The organism is Paenibacillus sp. FSL R10-2778, assembly GCF_038593035.1.
GTDB lineage: Bacteria > Bacillota > Bacilli > Paenibacillales > Paenibacillaceae > Paenibacillus_AQ > Paenibacillus_AQ odorifer.
This window is the reverse complement of record NZ_CP151956.1, coordinates 2,304,633-2,325,060: the sequence shown is the minus strand read 5'-3', so window position 1 is coordinate 2,325,060 and position 20,428 is coordinate 2,304,633. Positions and strand designations below refer to the sequence as shown.

Here is a 20,428-nt window from a genome sequence, read left to right as displayed (position 1 = left end):
AAAAGAATTCACATAAATAGATGATTAATTTCAAGTCGTTAGGCGATAGAAAAACAATAGAATGTTAGCATCACCTTGATTAAAAAATGAACTTGTTCGATTGCTGCTTTTTTGAAAGCCAGTAAATACTCTGAGTAAAGAGGAAGACCTTCGTTCGTCCTCCTCTTTACAATAATCATAAGTAAAATCACTAATATTAAGGTGACCAACTTATCTATACGAAATACACCTTGTTACGCTAATTGTGTAATAACGAGATGTGCTGAAACAGATCTTGTTCCTCCAGCGAGAGGAGTAATAGTAAGTGCAGTAGAGTTACCAGCAGGATTGCGAACGGTCAGGATGGTGTTAATGACCGTTGTTTGCACTATAGCCATTTCTACGATTTGCGATGTACCTGTTGCACGTCCAACAACAGTATAGGCAAGATCCGCACCATTAAGAGTCAAGATGAGTTGTCCCGCTTCGGTTACACTAACCTGAAACAAAACCTGATAAGTCCCTATTGCCGCTAAATTAAACGAACTAGGACCTGTTCGTGCAATTGTCGTCCCGCTAGTAGGTCCGTTTTGAGGAAAACTTACGTCTGTGCCCGGTGCTACAGTTGCTGCATTATCAGGAGGCATTAGGGCAAAAAAATCAGCAAAACCTAATACGCCTCCTGTTGCCCCTGTTGCCCCGGTTGCGCCCGTTGCTCCTGCTGCTCCCGGTGCTCCGGTTGCTCCCGCGGCTCCTGCTGCTCCCGGTGCTCCTGCTGCTCCCGGTGCCCCGGTTGCTCCCGTTGCTCCTGCTGCTCCCGGTGCTCCTGCTGCTCCCGGTGCTCCGGCCGCTCCCGGTGCTCCTGTTGCTCCAGCTACTCCCGGCGCTCCCGGCGCTCCCGGTGCTCCCGGTGCTCCCGGTGCTCCCGGTGCTCCCGGCGCTCCGGTTGCTCCTACAAAACCTTGTGGTCCTATAGCTCCTGCAGGACCCGGTAAACCTTGCGATCCCTGAGGACCTACAACTCCTTGGGCACCCGGAACGCCTTGCGCACCCTGAGGACCAACGGGGCCCGCTACACCCTGAGGACCAATCGCTCCCGCTGGCCCGGGTTCACCTTGAGGTCCTTGGGGTCCCGGAGGGCCGCCTGCAGGTCCTTGAGGTCCTTCAGCTCCTTGGAGTCCTCGTACTCCTTGAGCTCCGGGAATGCCTTGGGCCCCTTGTATTCCTTGGAGTCCTTGTGCTCCTTGTGGCCCTTGCGGTCCTGTAGCACCAACGACTGTGGGAGTAGTAACATTCACTTCTGGTGGAGGACAGGTTACTTTTACAATCTTCTTAATAACCTTTCGGCGATGTTCTTTTCTTTTTCTTTTCGAAGGAAATACAGTGGCGACTTTTTTCTTATGACACTTTTTATCGTCTGGACAACTCAATGCGTACACCTCCCTATAAAGATAGTTCAGTGTACGCATCTTATTAATTTTAGACATGGACCAATAACTAGTTTCTATTAGACTGGAACCTATTTTTATAAAAAAAGGCTAATAAAATAGGAGGTGGCCCTTAAGCACATTACAATGTCCACACCATTTTAATTTACTTTTCGTATTTTATGATTAGGACAACTGACACTTCCCTATTAGCCCAAATCATAGATTTGGGTCTTTTTTTATGAGCATATAAAAAAACAACCCCCAAACCACGGGAGCTGCTAATCATCAACTATTATATTGTATCAACAGGCTTACGAATGGTGTTGCCTACCTTCGTAAGAATATCCGCCATTGATGCCGAATCATTCACGTCATAATCATCAATGTTCAGTCGGAGCACTGGGCAAGCTGTAAACTCATTGATCCATTTCGAATATCTGCCATGCATATGCTCCCAGTAGGACACGTCCGTTTGAATTTCCATTTCACGGCCACGTTCATTAATTCGCGCTAAAATAGAAGGAAGACTGCCTTCAATATAAATCAGTACATCAGGGTGCGGGAAATAGGGTGTCATAACCATAGCTTCATACAAGCTTGTATAGGTTTCATAGTCTGTCTTAGACATCGTGCCTTGATCCGCATGCATTTTAGCAAAAATACCAGTGTCCTCATAAATCGAGCGATCTTGAACAAAACCACCGCCCATTTCGAACATTTTCTTCTGTTCTTTAAAACGTTCGGCTAGGAAATAAATCTGTAGATGAAAACTCCATCTCTCAAAATCATGATAGAATTTTTCAAGATAAGGATTATGATCAACTTGCTCCAGCGAGGTTTGAAAATTCAACCTTTTAGCCAAAGCACCTGTTAAAGTGGATTTCCCCACCCCCACGGTTCCTGCCACGGTAATTATGGCGTTATCTGGGATGTTATATGGATTCATTTCATTAGCTCCTTTAGGTGAGAGGCAATTTCGACGAAGTGTTCTGGGTTCTCCACGAAATCGACTGCATTTCCATCTATGGTAATAATAACGGTAGACGGCTCTTGAATCGCTAGAGAGGCCATCGCATCATCATAATCTTCTATCAATTGCTGCAAATACGCAGTATCCATATCCCCTTCAAAAGGGCGTCCGCGTTTGGCAATTCTTTTTAACAAGGTATCGAGATCCGCTTTTATATAGAGAATAATATTTGGCTTCGGCAGGTCATCCGTCAGCACATGATAGATTTCTCGATACTTTTCTCGTTTCGTTCCCTTCAGCGTTCGTTCCCCAAAGATAAGGTTCTTATAAATATGATAATCCGAGATCACCGGTTTACCTTTATCTATGTATTGAGTTACTGTATCTTCAAGCTGCTTGTACCGATTACAGAGAAAAAACATCTCCAGTTGAAAGCTCCAGTCATCCATGTTCTGATAAAATTTAGCCAGAAACGGATTTTCATCAACAATCTCCTTAATAATCGGTAAGTTTAATTCCTCTGCAAGCATCGAAGCTAATGTTGTTTTTCCAGCCCCGATCGGGCCTTCCACTGCAATAAACGGTGCATGTTTCATTGATGCTGACTTCCTCCTCAGATACGGACCCTTCAATAACTATTTTTAAAAACAGACTAAATTATTGTATCACATGAGACCTTACTTGTGAGCGGCTAATTATGAAGAAACTTTTCCAGTAATACAAGTATCCAACTGTAAGATAAACCCAATAACAAGAGAAGAATCCCTATGAAAAAACGGTTCGATATCTATCTTCCCCCCCATCCCCACGAACATGAATCGGACCGAGGAGACTCTATTTCCGAAAAATCGGCTGTATCAGCATACAATCGGACTCAGTTGCAGCAATTCTACCAAATGCGCACTAATAATAGTCACTATCCGGCCAATAAGAGCTATCCTGTCCATAACCTTAGCTAAATAAGCTAATAAATACCAATAGCTGCTATACGGTCCTTAGCATCACTTCTCTTTTCCTAGATGTAATCGCGCATTCAAAGGACTGGAACCATAGCAAAAAAGGTGTCCCTGAAGGGACACCTTTTTAGATCATTCTATTAAGATAAACGTCCGCTGAAATCTTCGAAAGCAAACTGTTTGATTACTTTAATTCCTTCTTCGTCATTGTAGCTGACGATAGCTGGCAGATTCACGCCGTTAAACATATGGTTCTTCACCATAGAATAATGCGCCATATCTAGGAATACGAGTCTATCGCCGTATTTCAAAGGCTCCTTGAAGGAATAATCTCCAATCACATCTCCGGCTAGGCAAGTCATTCCACCTAATCTGTACGTATAAGGATATTCCCCAGGTTGTCCAGCATCGATAATGTTCGGACGGTATGGCATAGCCAGTACATCTGGCATGTGGCATTCAGCCGAAGTATCGAGAATCGCAATGTCCATTCCGTTATGCATAACATCCAGAACGGTAGCTACCAAATATCCAGTATTAAGCGCAACGGCCTCACCTGGCTCCAGATAGATTTCCACACCGTAAGTCTCTTTCATATGCAAAATGCAGCGGACAAGGGTCTCCAGATCATAATCGGGACGTGTAATATGATGACCGCCACCAAAATTAAGCCATTTCATCCCTTTGAGATAAGGTCCGAACTTCTCTTCGACTACCTTGAGCGTACGCTCCAGTGTGTCAGAATTTTGTTCGCACATGGTATGGAAGTGTAATCCATCAATCCCCTCAAGCTCTTCAGGTCTAAAGTTAGGGAGAGTTACTCCCATTCTGGAATAATTGTAGCATGGATCATACAGCGGAACTTCGATCTCGGAATACTCCGGATTCACTCGAATGCCGCAGCTGATGTGCTTCGGTGCATTTTTCACACGATCCTTGAATCGATTCCACTGGTCAAAAGAATTGAACACAATGTGATCGGAGTATTCAAGAAGCTCATCGAATTCACTGTCCACATAAGCTGGTGCGTAGACATGAACCTCTTTGCCCATTTTTTCATAGCCAAGTCTGGCTTCGAATAAGGAGCTGGAAGTTACGCCATGCAAGTACTTGCCAACTAGCGGATACAAGGAGTGCATAGAAAAGCCTTTTTGCGCGAGCAAAATCTTAGCTCCTGTACGTTCTTGTACAGAATTCATAATCTCAAGATTGCGGGTAAGCAATCTTTCATCTACAAGGTAACATGGTGACGGGACAACGCTGATATCAATATCCATCAATCGCGCCTTAGTCTAGCAGCGTTGGCGAGAAATCTTCTTGCCAAGGCAGACCATGTTTATTCAAAGCTTCCATGAATGGATCTGGATCGAACTCTTCTACGTTGTACACGCCTGGTTTCTTCCAGATTCCTTTTATAATTAACATTGCTCCGATCATTGCAGGAACGCCTGTAGTATAGGAAATGGCTTGGGAGCCAACCTCTGCATAACATTCTTCATGATCGCAAACGTTGTATACATAATAAGTTTTTGGCTTACCGTCTTTAGTACCTTGGATGATACATCCAATGTTAGTTTTACCTTTTGTTCTTGGTCCCAGGGAAGCTGGGTCAGGCAGCATTGCCTTCAAGAATTGCAAAGGAACGATCTCTTTACCTTCGTACATGATAGGCTCGATAGAAGTCATACCCACATTTTCAAGCACTTTCAAGTGAGTCAGGTAGTTCTGCGAGAAAGTCATCCAGAAACGGATCTTCTTCACGCCCTTGATGTTAACAGCCAAGGATTCCAGCTCTTCATGGTACAAAAGATAAATATCTTTAGGTCCAATTTCCGGAAGATCATAAACTTTCTTCTCAGAAAGTGGTGCAGTTTCAATCCACTCGCCATTCTCGAAATAACGGCCATTAGCTGTAATTTCACGAATATTGATTTCAGGATTAAAGTTTGTAGCGAATGGATATCCATGATCGCCAGCGTTGGCGTCTACAATATCAATGGTATGGATCTCATCAAAATAGTGCTTTTGCGCGTAAGCCGTGAATACGCCAGTTACTCCTGGGTCAAATCCACTGCCGAGCAAAGCGGTAAGGCCAGCTTTCTCAAATCTTTCTTTGTAAGCCCACTGCCAGGAATATTCGAATTTCGCTGTATCTTGTGGTTCATAATTGGCAGTATCCACATAGTGCACTCCTGTTGCCAGGCACGCATCCATGATCGTCAGGTCCTGATATGGGAGAGCGACATTAATAACGACATCCGGCTCAAAGCTCTTGATCAGTTCAATGACTTCGTCCGTGTTATCTGCATCGAGCTGAGCAGTAGAAATCTTCGTGCGGCCTCCGGCTAATTTATCTTTCAGAGCGTCACATTTCGCGACAGTTCTGCTAGCAATGCAGATCTCTTCAAATACATCCGGGTTCTGGCAGCATTTATGAACAACAACACTTGCTACGCCGCCAGCGCCAATAATTAACGCTTTTCCCAAAATAAAAACCTCCTAAAATTCCATTTGCAAAATCAACAAGGCTGATTATACATAATATTTTTGAATAAATCAATAAAAATCGACAAAAAATGATGTGTTTTGTGTAAAATCTCTAAGAAATCTTGTTAATACTCTTAAATGCTCATATTTCCTCGATTATCCACGTTTATAGGTCAGGTGTTTTGCTGGAACAGAGTGGATTTTCAAAAACTAGGGCAACTAGATTATTCTATCACAAGAGGGTTATACTTCATACGATTTATTTTAAAATCAATGAAAAATCTCACCACCCTTTCAACTCCGCCTAAAGAAGTTCGGTTTCCACACATTCCAATCAACAGCACTGCAGCAAATACAAAGAGGCCGTAATATACTCTTACCCTTTTTTGTCCCAATATTAATCGTTGTTGCTATGCCCATCCGTTTCGCGCCCATAATTGAACGATCATTGGGATAATTATAAGTTGTCCCATTTTTCCAATATTCATCATCATCCGTATAAAGAATCCTCGAAAAGATTCCCGCACACATTCTTCAAAATCGCGTACGCTTTGTTTACGGTCATTGCATATCCCCCTAAATCTTCTGCCTTCCACGCAAAAAAGCTGAGCTCCCCTGAAGGAGAGTTCAGCCTAAAGCTTCTAATATTTAGTCAACTTATTTATTGGAATTTATTCGAACGGCATAAGCATCTGCATCCCATTCTACCTGCGCCCCCAACATTTCACTTATCAATCTGAGGGGTACATAAACGCTATCATTAATGAAGACCGGTTTTTGATCTGTTGCGATAATCTTTCCATTAACAGTCGTTTGTCCAGTTACCGAATTCAAGATCAGCGTTGTAGATCCCTTCACAGCAACCACAGCTCTCGATGGAACATCCCAACGAACATTAACTCCCATCTGCTCGAAGACTCCTCTTAAAGGAACATATGTCGAATTATTGATTAGTAACGGCGGCATAGTCAGTTCCATTTCATTCCCATTCAACAACACTTGAATAGATTTCTTCACCAGCTGAGGCGTACTCACCTCGATCTCTCTGACCCCCAGACCCGTCTGTCCAAATTCATTTGCCCCCCAGGCAAGGACATGACCATCTTTTAAGAGTACATAATGATTTCTGCTCCCTTTAGTAATGGAAACTGCATTCTGGATGCCTTTAGACTGTGTAACATTAATCTTGTTCTTATCGCCAACCGTCCACTGCCACACGGTCCCATCCGCCTTCACTGCGGAATCTGTTGTCAGCGAAATGACGTCTGTAAGTCCTGGAACCTGAACAGGCTTTAGAGCTTCTCCCAGATATGGATCTATGTAATTATTCCAAATCCATACTGTACCATCCCATCTCAATGCCGCCCCATAAAGTCCATAGGCTCCATCCATATCAACCGCTCTATATTCTCCGCTTCCTTTAATAAGCGTAGGCTTTAAGATTACGCCCTTCTGAGTTCCCAGTGGTTGCTGTGATCCCCACACCCATACCTCTCCGCCGTTACCAAGAGCCACTGAATTATTCGATCCCGCTGCTATAGACAGGACGGTGGGTAGTCCCTTCACCTGCACCGGGGTTAGCTTGTTTTTCCGCGAATCGTCACCGAGTTCTCCTTGTTCATTGCCTCCCCACGCCCAGACCGTTCCATCTTTAAGAAGAGCTAAGCTAAAGGTGCCCCCCGCAGAAACAGCTTTCACATCTGTTAGCCCTTGCACTTGAACAGGCTCTACAAGAATCTTAGAAGACTGTGTTCCAATGCCAAGTTGTCCATGCTCGTTCCCCCCTACCGCCCACACTGTACCATCGTCCTTCAACATCAAGTTATGGCGATAACCACCTGAGATTTGCTTTACATGATCGATATGCATTTTGACGGGAGTATACGCTGGTGTGGTCGCCCCATTACCAATAGAGCCGTACCCACCACCCCACGCCCAGGCTGTTCCATCCGCAGTGACGGCATACGCACTTCTGTCACCAGCGTCCAGTTGGGTGATGCCAGACAATAATTTCTTTTCTTCAGGTGAATTCACAACATTATCTGCTGCTGCCACTAAGGGTGAGACTATAGTCAGGCAAAGAACAGTCCCGACAACAACTCTACAAATCCGACTTACCTGCACTTTTGACATCAAGCTTTGTTTAAACACTTGAGATCACTCCTTTTATTAAAAATAAAGATAACGCAACAACTCACGGTCCCGTTCCAAAACCTCCAATCTTCCAGCCGTTAGCGTGTTTGGTCAACACTGCGAAGCGAGTCTCCCGGCCATCTGGGGTATTGAAGACGGGATTTAGTGATTTCATATACAGATCGACCACAATATTTAACGTTGTGCGATCACCGATGTCTTTAATTTCTAAGCCAGTATCATAATCCATCACTTTATAAGAGGTAGGTTTAGTCTCAACAATACTTTCACTGAGAGCATTTTCACCACCAAAATCCGGGTTATAGAGTTGATGCGTTTGACGGTTAACCGTCAATGCAGTGAGTAAGGCATTAGGATTCAAACATGCGCGGGCACGGGTATGATTACCATCCTGAATAGCCTGAAAGAAAGCATCCAGAAGTTCGAAATGGCCTAATGAGGCTAAGTCACCATTCTCACCTTCCTCAGCAAACAAACCTTCTCTCTCCGTCCACTCCTCAAATGTAAGTCCTGTAATGTCGGTCAAGCTACGCTTCTTAATCGACGGGCCGATACTTTGAATATTAAATTCCAGCCACGCACCAACGGTATTCCCTGATTGTACAAGCAAAACGAGGTTGGAGGGATAAGAAAATTCTTTTTGTTCGCCAGAACCAGGTAAACCATCGACTAAGGAATACCGCTGCACCTCTACCGTGGTCCCCTTCAGCAGTGTCAAATCCAATCCTGCATCTTTAGAGAACTCATTCGCTAATTGCCAGTAAAGTCCCACTGGATACTCCCCCAGCTTAACCTCCCAGTTCTGCGGTACCTCAACTGCAAATGCCTCCGGATGGCTCTGAACTTTATAATCCAGTGTTTGCAAAAAGTCTTCGGAAATCATAGTTACTTGAGCAGATGTTGGCGTTACCTGTGGTACAGACGTTGAAGCTATAGAGGCAGCAGGTTCCACAACTATGGAGTTCTCCCCTTGATTACATCCAGAGTTTAAGAGTACAAAAAAACAAATCGTTACCATCGTTACAAACTGCCGCTTAGTCATCTGATTCCCGCCTCTCTAATCACTCCTCTATATTTAGACTGAGGAATATTATACAAAGTTGCGGGATACTGGAAATTATTAAAATCATTTTATACGCATAGGACCCTGTAGTTTGGGATTGGCGTTGATTTTACCTGCTTATGCGGCATAAATCGCCTGTTGCTTCGCTCTAGGGCTCTCGTCCACCTTTTGACACTTGTTAACTTCGAGAGCATAATAAGCTTCGGCATATTGCAACGGATTTCCATGAAATACAGGTATATGCAGGACCTTGGTGTAATTGCATCAGAGAGGATGATAACGAGTGAAAAAAGATTTTGATATAAAAAACAAACCCTTCCTAGTCTTTAGCTTCGTCCTGCTGCTAAAATGCGCAGTGGCCTGGTTCGTAGTTTTTAGCGACGGTCCTAACTGGAGCATGCTGCTGACAGAGATCCCATTTTTCTTTATCGTATTTGGACTCATAGAATGGATGGCTTCCAAACGAAAGTTTCTGTATTACATGATAGCCAACCTATTGATTTCAGTCATATATTTTGCCGTGCTAATGTATTACAAATATTACGGTGTAATTGCTACTTATCATGCCTTGGAACAAGCAGATAAAGTAACTAAGGTGGGAGAAAGCACATACTCATTGCTGGACCCTTACTACTTGTTCATTTTTGTGGATATTGTAGTTTTCATGTTTTTTATGTTCCGTCCGAAATATATTGCGATCTGGAAAGAAAGAGGTATGAACCGCCGCATGAACCGGACCGCTTTGTTTGGAATCATCAGTGTTTCTTTGGCGGTCTGTGTCTTTAATATTTGGCCAAATCATGCCAGTATGAACGAGAACAAAAAAGCGGAGAGTATGGGGATTCTAAATTACGAGGTCTATACTATTTTTGCCGATACAAGGGAAACAGAAGAAATAATCGACAGCAAAGAAATCACGCAACCATCCATTAACGAGACCAAAGGGATTACAGAGCCTGTCTCACCGAAGTACTGGGCGGCAGCTCAAGGTAAAAATCTAATCGTGGTACAAATGGAATCTTTTCAGAACTTTTTGCTGGGCCTGAGCATTGACGGGCAGGAAGTAACACCCAATCTAAATAAGCTTTTGAAAAGCGAACATTATTTCAATAACTTCTATACTAATGCCGGGCAAGGAACAACTTCGGATGCTGAATTTGTAGTGAATACTTCGTTGTACGTTCCCCACCACGAGGTAGCCACTTCATCCAATTATATGGATAAGGCGCTTCCGAGCCTGCCTAAGTTGATGAAAGCTAATGGATATAACACAGCAACCTTTCACACCAATAGCGTAGAATTCTGGAACCGCAAAACCCTATACAAAGTTCTAGACTTTGATAAGTATTATGATCAAGCGTTCTATGGGGATGATGATCATATCGCATTCGGTGCTTCAGATGAGGTACTCTATGCCAAGACTGTTCCTGAATTAGTCAAAATGGATGCTAAAGATGATCCTTTTTACGCGATGGTCATTTCTATGAGTGCTCATCACCCTTATAAAATGCCAGAGTTGAAAAATAAAATGACACTGCCTAAACGGTATGAAGGCACCCTAGTTGGCAACTATATTCTAGCTCAAAATTACGCAGATTATGCAATGGGACAATTCCTGGATCAATTAAAGTCCAGTGGTCTATGGGATGATAGCGTCATTGTCTTTTACGGTGACCATCAGGGTGTATCGCTATACTCCCTTGATGGCAACGAGAAATCGTTAATGGAAGAAATGGTCGGCCACGAATATGGTTATACCGATATGTTCAATGTTCCTTTCATCGTTCATGCCCCTGGTGTAGGTGAACCTGCCGTGTACAGCCAAACTGGCGGCCAAATCGACATTATGCCAACTGTAGCTAACCTGTTAGGGATTTCAATGAAAGACCAGCTCCATTTCGGAGAAGACCTGATGAACCAACAGACCAACATGCTGCCTGTCAGACACTTTTTGCCTACCGGCTCTTTCATTAATGACACAAGCATGTATTTAACTGGTGTCGATTACGACGATGGAGACAACTTTAATCTAATCGATGGCTCTGAAACAGAGGGCGGTTCGACAAAAGAACAATTTGACGCCGTTCAGCGGCTTCTAAATATGTCAAACAGCTACATTCAACAACTGCCGGATTTACCCTCTACGGATGATGCAAAGTAACTATAAAAAGAATGCCCCTCAGCCAAATAGCTGAGGGGCATTTTTGTTTTTTTTATAAGAATCTAAAACTTAATTAAGCTTCAACATCCTATCGATAATCACTGCTGCTTGAGCACGGTTGGCAATGTTTTTAGGACCGAAGGTCTCCGCAGTCAGACCTTGCACAATACCTTCCTGAGTTAGTAATGCCACCGCTTCTTTACCGTAAGCAGCGATTGTTGCCTGATCTTTAAAGTTAGCCAAAGCGGCATTTGTATCACTTACCGACTTGCCTTTAAATTTCTTAAGTGTATTGGATACAATGATTGCCATTTCCTCGCGTGTAATCGCACGGTTAGGATCAAACTTTCCATTGCCTACACCGTTAATCAATCCGTTCTTGACCCCGGATGCAATGTATCCGTAAGACCAGTCAGAAGCTTTCACGTCACTGAAGGCAGCGGATGATTTCACATCAAGCAGATCAAAAGCTCGCACGATCATGGTAATAAACTCGGCACGCGTCACCTCTTTAAGCGGAGCAAAGGTATTATCGCTCACCCCTTGCAGAATCCCTTTTGCCGCCAGCTCTTTAATCGCCGATGCTGCCCACGCCACCTTACCTAGATCCGTGAAGTTAGAACCTATTGGGGCTGGTGTCGCAGACGGCTGCACAGTTGGAGTTGGAGCTGGCGTTGGTGTTGCAGACGGCTGCACGGTCGGTGCAGGTGTTGATGTTACAGATGGCTGCCACGGTGTCGAAGGTATTGTTGGCTCTTGTTCATTCACCCCGTTATCCATACCATCCTCTTCGGTCGCCGCTGGAGCAGCAGCATAGATTGAATTGGCAAGCAATCTGAATTGATTTTGCGGATGATATTTATTCATCAGATCATTCGCAAATAACGTCACATGAATGTTGTCTGTATTGTAAGTAAGCGCCAATACTTGGTCTTGTGCAGCCTCGTTATTCGGCCACCAGCCTGCTTTGAAAAAGTCAGCGCCTGATCCGTATTTCGCCAAGATCTCTGCGCCTTCAGGCACTTTTGTAATATAAGCCGCGGAAACCGTGTAGAGGTATTCGCTATCGGCATAAGGCGCTGTAATTACATTGTCCTGAGAGACCTCAGCCTTAAACAATCCCTCATGAGCATCTTCTTTGCCATCCTTATTGACCGGAGTTGAATAGTCCAGCCCAGGGAGGACCTTAAGCCCTTTAACAGTTTTCAGCATCGTTCTTCCATAACCGATAAATGGTTTACCTGTAGCAATCAGATTCGTTCCCGAATTGATTAGAACATCTGCTGCCACTGTATCCGTAGTTACGTTAAATCCAAGATCCTTCAGCATAAATGCAGTCGCTCCTGCAATAGCTACCTTAGGAGCCTTAAGCAATTTACCCGTTCTGTTCTCTGAAGCACTAAACGGCACAATATCCAGCAGATATTTAGACGATACCGTTCTAAGGTTGGATCTGGAAACAAGGAAACTTCCCTTCTCGTAACCCGTCCCCCCATTCTCCAGCAGTGTCACTGCCTTATGGTTGGCTAGCAGCTCATTCACAGCTTTTATCGCATCATTGTTGCTGTTTTTAATCACATAATTTTGCTCGAACGGAGATTGATCCAGATTCGTACTAGGGATCGTTACACTGCTAACCTGTTCTGTTTTCCCAGTGAATGCTCCAACAGAACGGCTAATATATCGGTCAAAACCACGCATAGCCGAGAAATTCTGTACCGTATCTGAATACATCTCATTAAAATCCGAGACATCTAGTCCATCATACAAGACAAGATTCGCATAACCTCTTTTGGCTTGATGCATATTCACCACATAGGTTCCAGCCGGATAGACTACAGAATCTACAGTTACACTGGCTGTTGTCCGTTCTACTTTCACATTGTTACGCAGTAGGTACTGAACCATTTTGTAGGTTTCCAGATCATTTTTTTGCAAATCTTTTGCAACCGGAAGAATGTAATACTCAGGGAAGAAATTCGTATTCTCATCTACCCCTGGACGTCCAATGGACTCATTCTGTGCATTGATTAGATAATCTTTAACAGCAGCATTAGTATTCTCATTTTGGATACCCCGTTTGAAGATTTCCAATTGATTCAGGAACAGTTCCTGCTTGTTGTTGATCACATAATCGGTTGCCCCCAAAGCCGCATAATAAAAGGCATCCAGTGAATCTTCATTCAATTCAGGCACTTCAATCGTATGCCCAAGTGCTCCTTGATGCATGGCATATACAGCTGTGTAGGCTGGTGAAGCATCATCCCAACCTGTTGCATTCGTTCCTTTATAGTTCGGATCCTGTTGTGTTTTTTCGTATTCTTCATAAGGGATATGGTAGGAATCATATTTAGTATTAGCAATTCCCGCCTTCCCCATGGCATTTGCTTGCACAAGCATACTTGGCATTACAAGATCATATTCAATGTTAGGATCATGAGGTGGTGTGCAAGGCTCAATCAAGAAGCCACTTACAAATCCATGCATGTCCAAAAAGGTAAGCGGCGTCCACTTAGCAATTTGTGCAGTTACCGCTTGTGTCTCAGGCTGGGTCTGGTAAGAGTTGTCCCGATTTGGATCAAGCAGTGTTGAAGTTTGACGCGTGTTTAACGCGCGACCGTCAGGATTCTCTACATAATCAAGCAGGAAAATCACATGGTCAAGCGCTTCGTCGATGTTCAGAACTACCTTTTTCGGATTTCCATTCTCATCAGTGGTATCATAAGTGACAATTTGCTGTGTCATCAGCGTATCCAAAAACTTAATGATTACATCGACACCATTGGCTTCATCGGCATGAATGTTATTCAACCAGATAGGTACCTTATAATCCTGCAGTTCCCCGTCGTTAATTTTCTTTTGCAGGGCTTCAGGATCATTCATCATAAGCGGTAAGGTCTCGTTCAAATATTGATCTACTGAGGACTTATCCTTAGCAACAATAGAGAAATGAATGGCACGACCTTGAGTTGAGGTCCCAATTTGCTGATACTCTACATATCGATCATATTTATTATTGCTGTCAGCAGTAATCCTATCGATCGCCGGTTTAATCTCATCATATGTATGATAGGTTTCATATGGATTTAGTTTGACTTGCTGCTCTACCAGCACATCTCCAGCAGGTAATGTCCCGATTAGATTATAAATTCCCACTCGTTTGACGTACTCTGCACGTATACCCGTTAGTGAGAGATTCTCTCCGTACAGCAAATCAAAATGAATTAAAGCCTTTACTTTTGAACCTGAGATCGGCTCATAGGTCACTGTTACGAAAGGATTACCTGAATAATCTTTCGCATCTTTATTCCATTTCTTCCACTCTGCCAGCGGCTTCATCTCTTCCGCCGTTCTGCCAAAATTCCAGATGATATCTTGAGGCGATGCCCCATCAGGAAGATCTAAAGTCAATTCTAATGTTCTAGCTTCCGTCATAGAAGCTTTGTATACTTCTGTGGAAACTGTCGCCGCTATTTGTTCATAGACAGCAGTCGCTACCGTAGTTTGTTCTGAAGAAAGCACCGCTGGATCAGCTGTGTTCTCCGTAGAAACCGGAGCAACAACTGCCTGCGGGTTAATTTCGGTTGCAACTTCACCTGCATATGCAGCTGGAAGCAGACCCGACATCATAAGTGTAAAAGCTAGTAATAAAGATAGTATTCTCTTGGACATTTTTTACCTCCTATAATTTTGTCTACTTTCACCCCAAATTGAATGAATATACACTTATATGAATCTGTATTCATAACATAATATAGTATTCTATTAATTTTGGGAACAAAAATAATAGAAAAAATAATATTTTTATACGACTCGCCTAAGTAAGCGCATTCATTTTGTGCAAGAGCCCTACACTACCGCAACAAAAAAAGCGCCCGGATAACCGGACGCTTTGAATTACAATGAATATATTAAACGGTTTCTGGAAAAGAAGCTTCACTTAACTCTTGTGCAGGTACAAGTTCACTGCTACCCTCTTGCTCTACAGGTGCGTTAACCAGCATATACACACGGGACTCGTAAGGCCGTAATGCGACAGTCTCAATCGGCTCCGCAGGATCAACCTCATAGTTATGCAAGAGCAATTCACTAGTATCAAACTCCAAATCAAATGGAAGGTCAAACAGCGCTTCCTCTGCTGTCAGGTTAGACATGACCAGCAGTTTTTCATTTCCAAGCGTCCGCGTATAAGCATAAATACGTTCATCTTCAGGCAAAATGAGATCATAAGTCCCGTAAACAGTAACGGGATTAGCAGCCCGAAGAGCGATAAGCCTTTTGTAATGATGATAGATGGAATAAGGGTCCTGCTTCGCCCGCTCCACATTGATTTCCGTATAATTCGGATTCACCTTCATCCATGGTTTGCCACTGCTGAAACCAGCGTTTTCAGAGTCGCTCCATTGCATTGGTGTTCTAGAGTTGTCCCGACCGTTCTTCCAGATTACCTCCATGACTTCCTCATGTGATTTACCGGCTTCAGTCTCCAAACGATACAAGTTCTTCATCGCCACATCATCGTAATCATCCATTGATTCAAATCTTACATTGGTCATCCCAATTTCTTGACCTTGATAAATAAATGGTGTTCCCTGCATCAGGAAATACATCGTAGCCAACGATTTAGCTGACTCTTTCCAATACTGGCCATCATTTCCCCAAGTAGAAACTGAACGCGGCTGGTCGTGATTTTCGATGAACAATGCGTTCCAGCCTCTGCCCTCAAGACCTTTTTGCCAACGGGAGAGCGCTGATTTTAGCTGCAGAACATCCAATCCACCTGTCACACTCTTATTCCAAAGAGCTAAATGCTCGAATTGAAAAATCATATTAAATTTGCCTTGCTCTTCACCCACCCATGACTCCGCCTGATCAACATTTACACCACTCGCTTCGCCAACCGTCATGATGTCATATCGGTCAAACGTCTCCTGCTTGAGCTCCTGCAAGAAATCGTGAATCCCTTCACGGTTCATGTGCCCATCGCCAGACGGAACATACGGAAGATTCTGTGGATTCGGCAGATCGGGATGTCCGGTGATTTTTTTAATATGTGAAATGGCATCCACCCGGAAGCCGTCGATTCCTTTGTCCAGCCACCAGTTGACCATGCTATACAATTCACGGCGCACCTCTGGATTCTCCCAGTTGAGGTCTGGCTGTCTTTTGGAAAATACATGCATAAAATATTGCTCTGTGGCGGGATCAAGCTCCCAAATTGAACCGCTGAAAATACTCTCCCAGTTATTCGGCTCCTTCCCGTCCTTAGGATCACTCCAAATATAATAATCCCGCTTCGGATTATCCTTGCTTGAACGTGCTTCAACAAACCATGGATGTTCGTCCGAAGTATGATTAATCACTAGATCCAGAATCAGCTTCATGCCTCGTGCATGAACCTCGTGCAGCAGCTGATCAAAGTCGGCCATGCTGCCGAACTCCGCCATAATATCCTGATAATCCGAAATATCATAACCATTATCATCATTTGGGGATTTATAAATAGGACAGATCCAAATGACATTGATGCCAAGCTCCTGCAAATAATCAAGTTTAGAAATGACTCCTTGCAGATCGCCTACACCATCACCATTACTGTCCATAAAGCTCCGTGGGTAAATTTGATACGCTGTGGCTTCTTTCCACCATGTTCTGTTCAATGCATGCAGCTCCTTCGTATTCATATACCCTTCACAGGAAAATATTTTCCCGAAATTCATTAGAATTAATAATTCAGTTATTTTTTTTAGCAAAAATTCAACTTTATCGTGCAAAACAAGCTTTTTTCAAGGAAATAATTTTCCTACAGCGATCATTATAGGACCTTTTATTTCCTAGGTCAACAACAATCTTTTGGATTCTTGAAGCTATCCGTGATATGCTTGCGAGAGTTGAAACACCAAGTGAATCATATGGAAAGTTATGGTGATCTTCTTGAAGGTAAAGATAAAAGATATAGCCCAATTGGCGAACGTTTCGATCTCTACGGTGTCCAGGGTAATCAATAACAGCAAACCAGTTAACGATGATGTCCGCAAACGAGTACTGGAAGCTATTAAACAAACCAACTACCGTTCGAATGTCATCGGCCTTGAAACGGACAGAGCTAATACACAGCTGATCGGTGTGATCATTCCGCAGAATAGCAACACTGTACTGGATGACTTCAATGTTGGCATTCGCGATCTCGCGGATTTGTATGGATACGACATTATGGTCGGATTAACGGACGGCAGTGCAGAAAGTGAACAACATTATTTGAAGATGTTCCAGCGGATGGGGACAGAAGGAAATATATTTGTGGGTTCTATTCCAAACCATGAACATTTGGAGATCATCCGCAGCTCAAATACACCTTGCGTGCTTGTCGGGCAACAATCGCAGGTGGATACGATTCCTTCCGTTCATCTGGACAATATAACTGCCTCTTATGAAGCTGTTACTTATCTGATTCAAAAAGGTCATCGCAAAATCGCTATGATTCGTGGCTCGGGAGATAATGCAGTGGGCGGGGATCGGTATAAAGGCTATCTACAAGCCCTTATGGATGCAGGCATAACCTTAAGGAAAGAATGGGTAGTAGAAAGTGCGATGGCCGTCGAAGATGGGAGCGACGCCATGCGCCGAATTATGGATAGCGGGGAGTTACCTACTGCGGTGTTTTGCTCTACAGATTGGATGGCAGTTGGAGCCATGAATCATTTAACCGATAACGGTCTACGGGTGCCAGCTGATGTTGCCGTGTTCGGATTTGATAACAGCTTCATTGCCTCTATCGTTCGACCTAAGCTTTCCTCGGTTGAATACTCAGGAACGGAGATTGGGATGACCGCCACCCGAACTTTAATCAAGCTGATTAAAGGGGAGACCGTTGTGCCGCATCATGCAAATGTGGCTCATTATTTGGCTATTCGGGAAAGTACGGGTTAGGAGCTGTGGAGCTCCTAACCCTTTTTTATACAGATGTTGTTGTTGATGTTATTGTGTGAACCCTACTTTGGCTCGTTCACGCGTTTTGGTATCTAGAGAGATAGAACAGATCGAGCTGATTGGAATATAAAACTCTTCAAAATCCGTCCGGTATTTGACGAACTTTTCACTTACCGTTTCCAGCACTCCTTTTGTAGCGTTGGAGCCATCCACAAAATAGATTGTTACCTCTTTTCCCTGCAAAACCTCCAGCATAGCCTTCTTCACTCCTTCGTCTTAGAGATTTGTGATGACCTTATCGATAATTCCGTATTCAACCGCCTCATCGGCTGACATGAAATAATCTCGATCCATATCTTGCAGTACCTTCTCTACCGTCTGCCCAGTTCGGTCCGCTGTAATTTGCACAAGCACTTCCCTTGCCTTCAAAATACGTTTGGCACTGATCGCAATGTCACTAGCTTGCCCCTGCGCCCCACCATGCGGCTGGTGAATCATAATCTCACTATTCGGCAGGGCATAACGTTTCCCTTTGGCCCCAGCCAATAACAACAAAGAACCAAAGGAAGCCGCCATTCCTGTACAAATGGTATTGACCGGCGGCTTAATAAGCTGCATCGTGTCATAAATACTGAAGCCTGCGGTGATAGAGCCACCTGGACAATTAATATACATGTGTATATCTTTATCCGGATCTTCTGCTGATAAAAACAATAACTGGGCAACAATACTGTTAGCCAGCTGATCCTCAATTTCCGCACCTACGAACACTATCCGGTCCTTCAACAGCCGCGAATAAATATCGTAAGATCTTTCACCTTGATTCGTTTGTTCGACTACATAAGGAACGTACGCCATCCGTATTCGACCTCCATCTGTTTTAGAGTTTTGAAATCTACCCTGTAAACGGATTAGTATGGGGATAGGATACGTTAGGCGTGAGAATTTTTATTTTTTAAAATTGCGTATCTTAATTTCCTGCTCATTCGTTTATTATTAGAAGTAATCGAAATCACCTTACTGGAAAAGGAGTTATGCAGAGTGATCATCCTTGAGAAGCTTAGCACCGGAGATGCGCCGGATGAAAGTAACACCAGGTCTTTGCAGATAGCTCTGAAGCGATATTGTCTTGCATTGACACAATCCCCGTGGGATGCCGATGATTTAGCTCAGGATACATGGGTCAAGGCCCTTGGTTATATGAAGCCATCAAACCCAACGAGCGCAAATAATGGGAACACTCCAATGAGTGAAGTTAAACAAAATAAAGAAACCATTGAAAATGATAAAGCTAATGAGGCTAATGGAGCTAATGAAGCTAATGGAGCTAATGGAGCTAATGAAAAACTTGAAACTAATCAAACTAATCAAATGAACTATATGGTTTCTACGGCTGCAAAGGCTGTAACGCCATCTAAGACTGCACCGTCTGCAAAATCTGCAATGCATTCTACGATTCCTACAAATTCTACTCATCATACCCGTTCTACAAATCACCCAAATCCTGAGGCATTGCTTTTTCGGATTGCCCGAAACACATGGATTGATATCATGCGGCGAAAAGCCACCTTGTCACGAGTGTTGGAGCTGGATCAGTCCCCCACTGAGGCCTCTGCGGAGTATGGTTCATTTGAGATTGAAGCTGCTTTTCAAGCAGTACAGGAGTATCTATCTCCGCTGCAGCAGGCGGTGTTCCTGCTTCGAGATGTGTTGGGACACTCTGCAATGGAAGCTGCCGAGATTCTCGATACCACAGAAGGGGCAATAAAAGCCGCTCTGCACCGAGCCCGGCAAGCCCTCCCTCTCGTAAGACAAGAGCTGCTTCAGGCCGATGGTCCTTCCTTACCACAGGACACAGCCATGCAGATCGTCTTGAGCCGCCTTGCAGCCGCGTATGAACATGGGGAAATTGCCGAGCTGATCGAGCTTGTATTTGCGGACGAAAGCCAGGAACCTGTAATGGCGGTATCGAGCCAAAGCTTACAAGGCTTCCAGACCTTCCAAGCTGGTGGATTCAGTTCAAACAGCTGGAACTATACCACGCCAGGAATGTGTATGGTGGCGTAGTTTTTCGTTAAGCTGGATTTCGGGCAGCTAAGTGTCTCATTACGTTAAAAACGAACAGATATGATTGTGATTAGTGCGCTTAATGTGTAATTAACATTTGGGCTGTTTGTGGTAACTAGCTTCAAACGTTGCATATTGTGCAACAGAATCCGCCGTCCTGGCCGCAAAAATTGAATCTGCTGCACTCTCTGCAATAGATTCTGGTGAAAAGTTAGTTTAATGCCACTTGCT

General features: G+C 43.8%; 14 protein-coding genes. 3 read left to right on the top strand and 11 right to left on the bottom strand.

Annotation, left to right across the window (positions count from 1 at the left end):
- Window positions 1–233: 233 nt before the first annotated feature.
- The 7 genes from NST40_RS10055 to NST40_RS10025 all read right to left on the bottom strand — a co-directional run bounded on the left by NST40_RS10055 (window position 234) and on the right by NST40_RS10025 (window position 9,018).
- Window positions 234–1,418 (bottom strand): collagen-like protein, encoded by a 1,185-nt coding sequence (locus tag NST40_RS10055; protein ID WP_305954099.1) that lies wholly within the window; start codon window positions 1,416–1,418, stop codon window positions 234–236.
- Between the two features lie 283 nt (window positions 1,419–1,701).
- Window positions 1,702–2,355 (bottom strand): deoxynucleoside kinase, encoded by a 654-nt coding sequence (locus NST40_RS10050; RefSeq protein ID WP_076125023.1) that lies wholly within the window; start codon window positions 2,353–2,355, stop codon window positions 1,702–1,704.
- Window positions 2,352–2,975, bottom strand: coding sequence for a deoxynucleoside kinase (locus NST40_RS10045; RefSeq protein ID WP_076276379.1), 624 nt, complete (start codon window positions 2,973–2,975; stop codon window positions 2,352–2,354). The genes NST40_RS10050 and NST40_RS10045 overlap by 4 nt, the downstream gene beginning before the upstream one ends.
- A 500-nt stretch (window positions 2,976–3,475) precedes the next feature.
- Entirely contained in the window at window positions 3,476–4,612 is a 1,137-nt protein-coding gene (nspC, locus tag NST40_RS10040; RefSeq protein ID WP_076125019.1) for a carboxynorspermidine decarboxylase, read from the bottom strand.
- Between the two features lie 10 nt (window positions 4,613–4,622).
- The gene (locus NST40_RS10035) at window positions 4,623–5,822 is read right to left on the bottom strand and encodes a saccharopine dehydrogenase family protein (RefSeq protein ID WP_036679313.1); all 1,200 of its coding nucleotides are present in this window, start codon (window positions 5,820–5,822) and stop codon (window positions 4,623–4,625) included.
- Between the two features lie 657 nt (window positions 5,823–6,479).
- Entirely contained in the window at window positions 6,480–7,973 is a 1,494-nt protein-coding gene (locus tag NST40_RS10030; RefSeq protein ID WP_341001972.1) for a stalk domain-containing protein, read from the bottom strand.
- A gap of 43 nt (window positions 7,974–8,016) precedes the next feature.
- Complete coding sequence (locus tag NST40_RS10025; RefSeq protein ID WP_342410648.1) at window positions 8,017–9,018, bottom strand: DUF4830 domain-containing protein; 1,002 nt, start codon at window positions 9,016–9,018, stop codon at window positions 8,017–8,019.
- Between the two features lie 304 nt (window positions 9,019–9,322).
- On the opposite strand from NST40_RS10025, the gene NST40_RS10020 reads away from it, so the two are divergent.
- A complete protein-coding gene (locus tag NST40_RS10020) occupies window positions 9,323–11,200 on the top strand; it encodes an LTA synthase family protein (RefSeq protein ID WP_076276382.1) in 1,878 nt (625 codons plus the stop codon).
- Window positions 11,201–11,269: 69 nt separating this feature from the next.
- Here NST40_RS10020 and NST40_RS10015 read toward each other — a convergent pair whose 3' ends face one another.
- Window positions 11,270–14,872 (bottom strand): S-layer homology domain-containing protein, encoded by a 3,603-nt coding sequence (locus NST40_RS10015; RefSeq protein ID WP_342410647.1) that lies wholly within the window; start codon window positions 14,870–14,872, stop codon window positions 11,270–11,272.
- A 239-nt stretch (window positions 14,873–15,111) separates the two neighbouring features.
- Window positions 15,112–16,860, bottom strand: a complete 1,749-nt coding sequence (locus NST40_RS10010) for an alpha-glucosidase (RefSeq protein WP_340975531.1) — start codon at window positions 16,858–16,860, stop codon at window positions 15,112–15,114.
- 274 nt (window positions 16,861–17,134) lie between these two features.
- Between NST40_RS10010 and NST40_RS10005 the strand changes: the two genes are divergently transcribed.
- Complete coding sequence (locus tag NST40_RS10005) at window positions 17,135–18,130, top strand: LacI family DNA-binding transcriptional regulator (RefSeq protein ID WP_254848908.1); 996 nt, start codon at window positions 17,135–17,137, stop codon at window positions 18,128–18,130.
- A 48-nt stretch (window positions 18,131–18,178) separates the two neighbouring features.
- On the opposite strand, the gene NST40_RS10000 is transcribed toward NST40_RS10005, so the two are convergent.
- Together NST40_RS10000 and clpP are read right to left on the bottom strand one after the other, a co-directional pair.
- Window positions 18,179–18,385: a hypothetical protein gene (locus NST40_RS10000; RefSeq protein ID WP_076125006.1), complete on the bottom strand. Its 207-nt coding sequence runs from the start codon at window positions 18,383–18,385 to the stop codon at window positions 18,179–18,181.
- A 21-nt stretch (window positions 18,386–18,406) separates the two neighbouring features.
- Window positions 18,407–18,988: an ATP-dependent Clp endopeptidase proteolytic subunit ClpP gene (gene clpP, locus NST40_RS09995; RefSeq protein ID WP_036679301.1), complete on the bottom strand. Its 582-nt coding sequence runs from the start codon at window positions 18,986–18,988 to the stop codon at window positions 18,407–18,409.
- A gap of 183 nt (window positions 18,989–19,171) precedes the next feature.
- Here clpP and NST40_RS09990 point away from each other — a divergent pair, with 183 nt between their 5' ends.
- Complete coding sequence (locus NST40_RS09990) at window positions 19,172–20,197, top strand: sigma factor-like helix-turn-helix DNA-binding protein (RefSeq protein WP_342410645.1); 1,026 nt, start codon at window positions 19,172–19,174, stop codon at window positions 20,195–20,197.
- Window positions 20,198–20,428 lie beyond the last annotated feature (231 nt).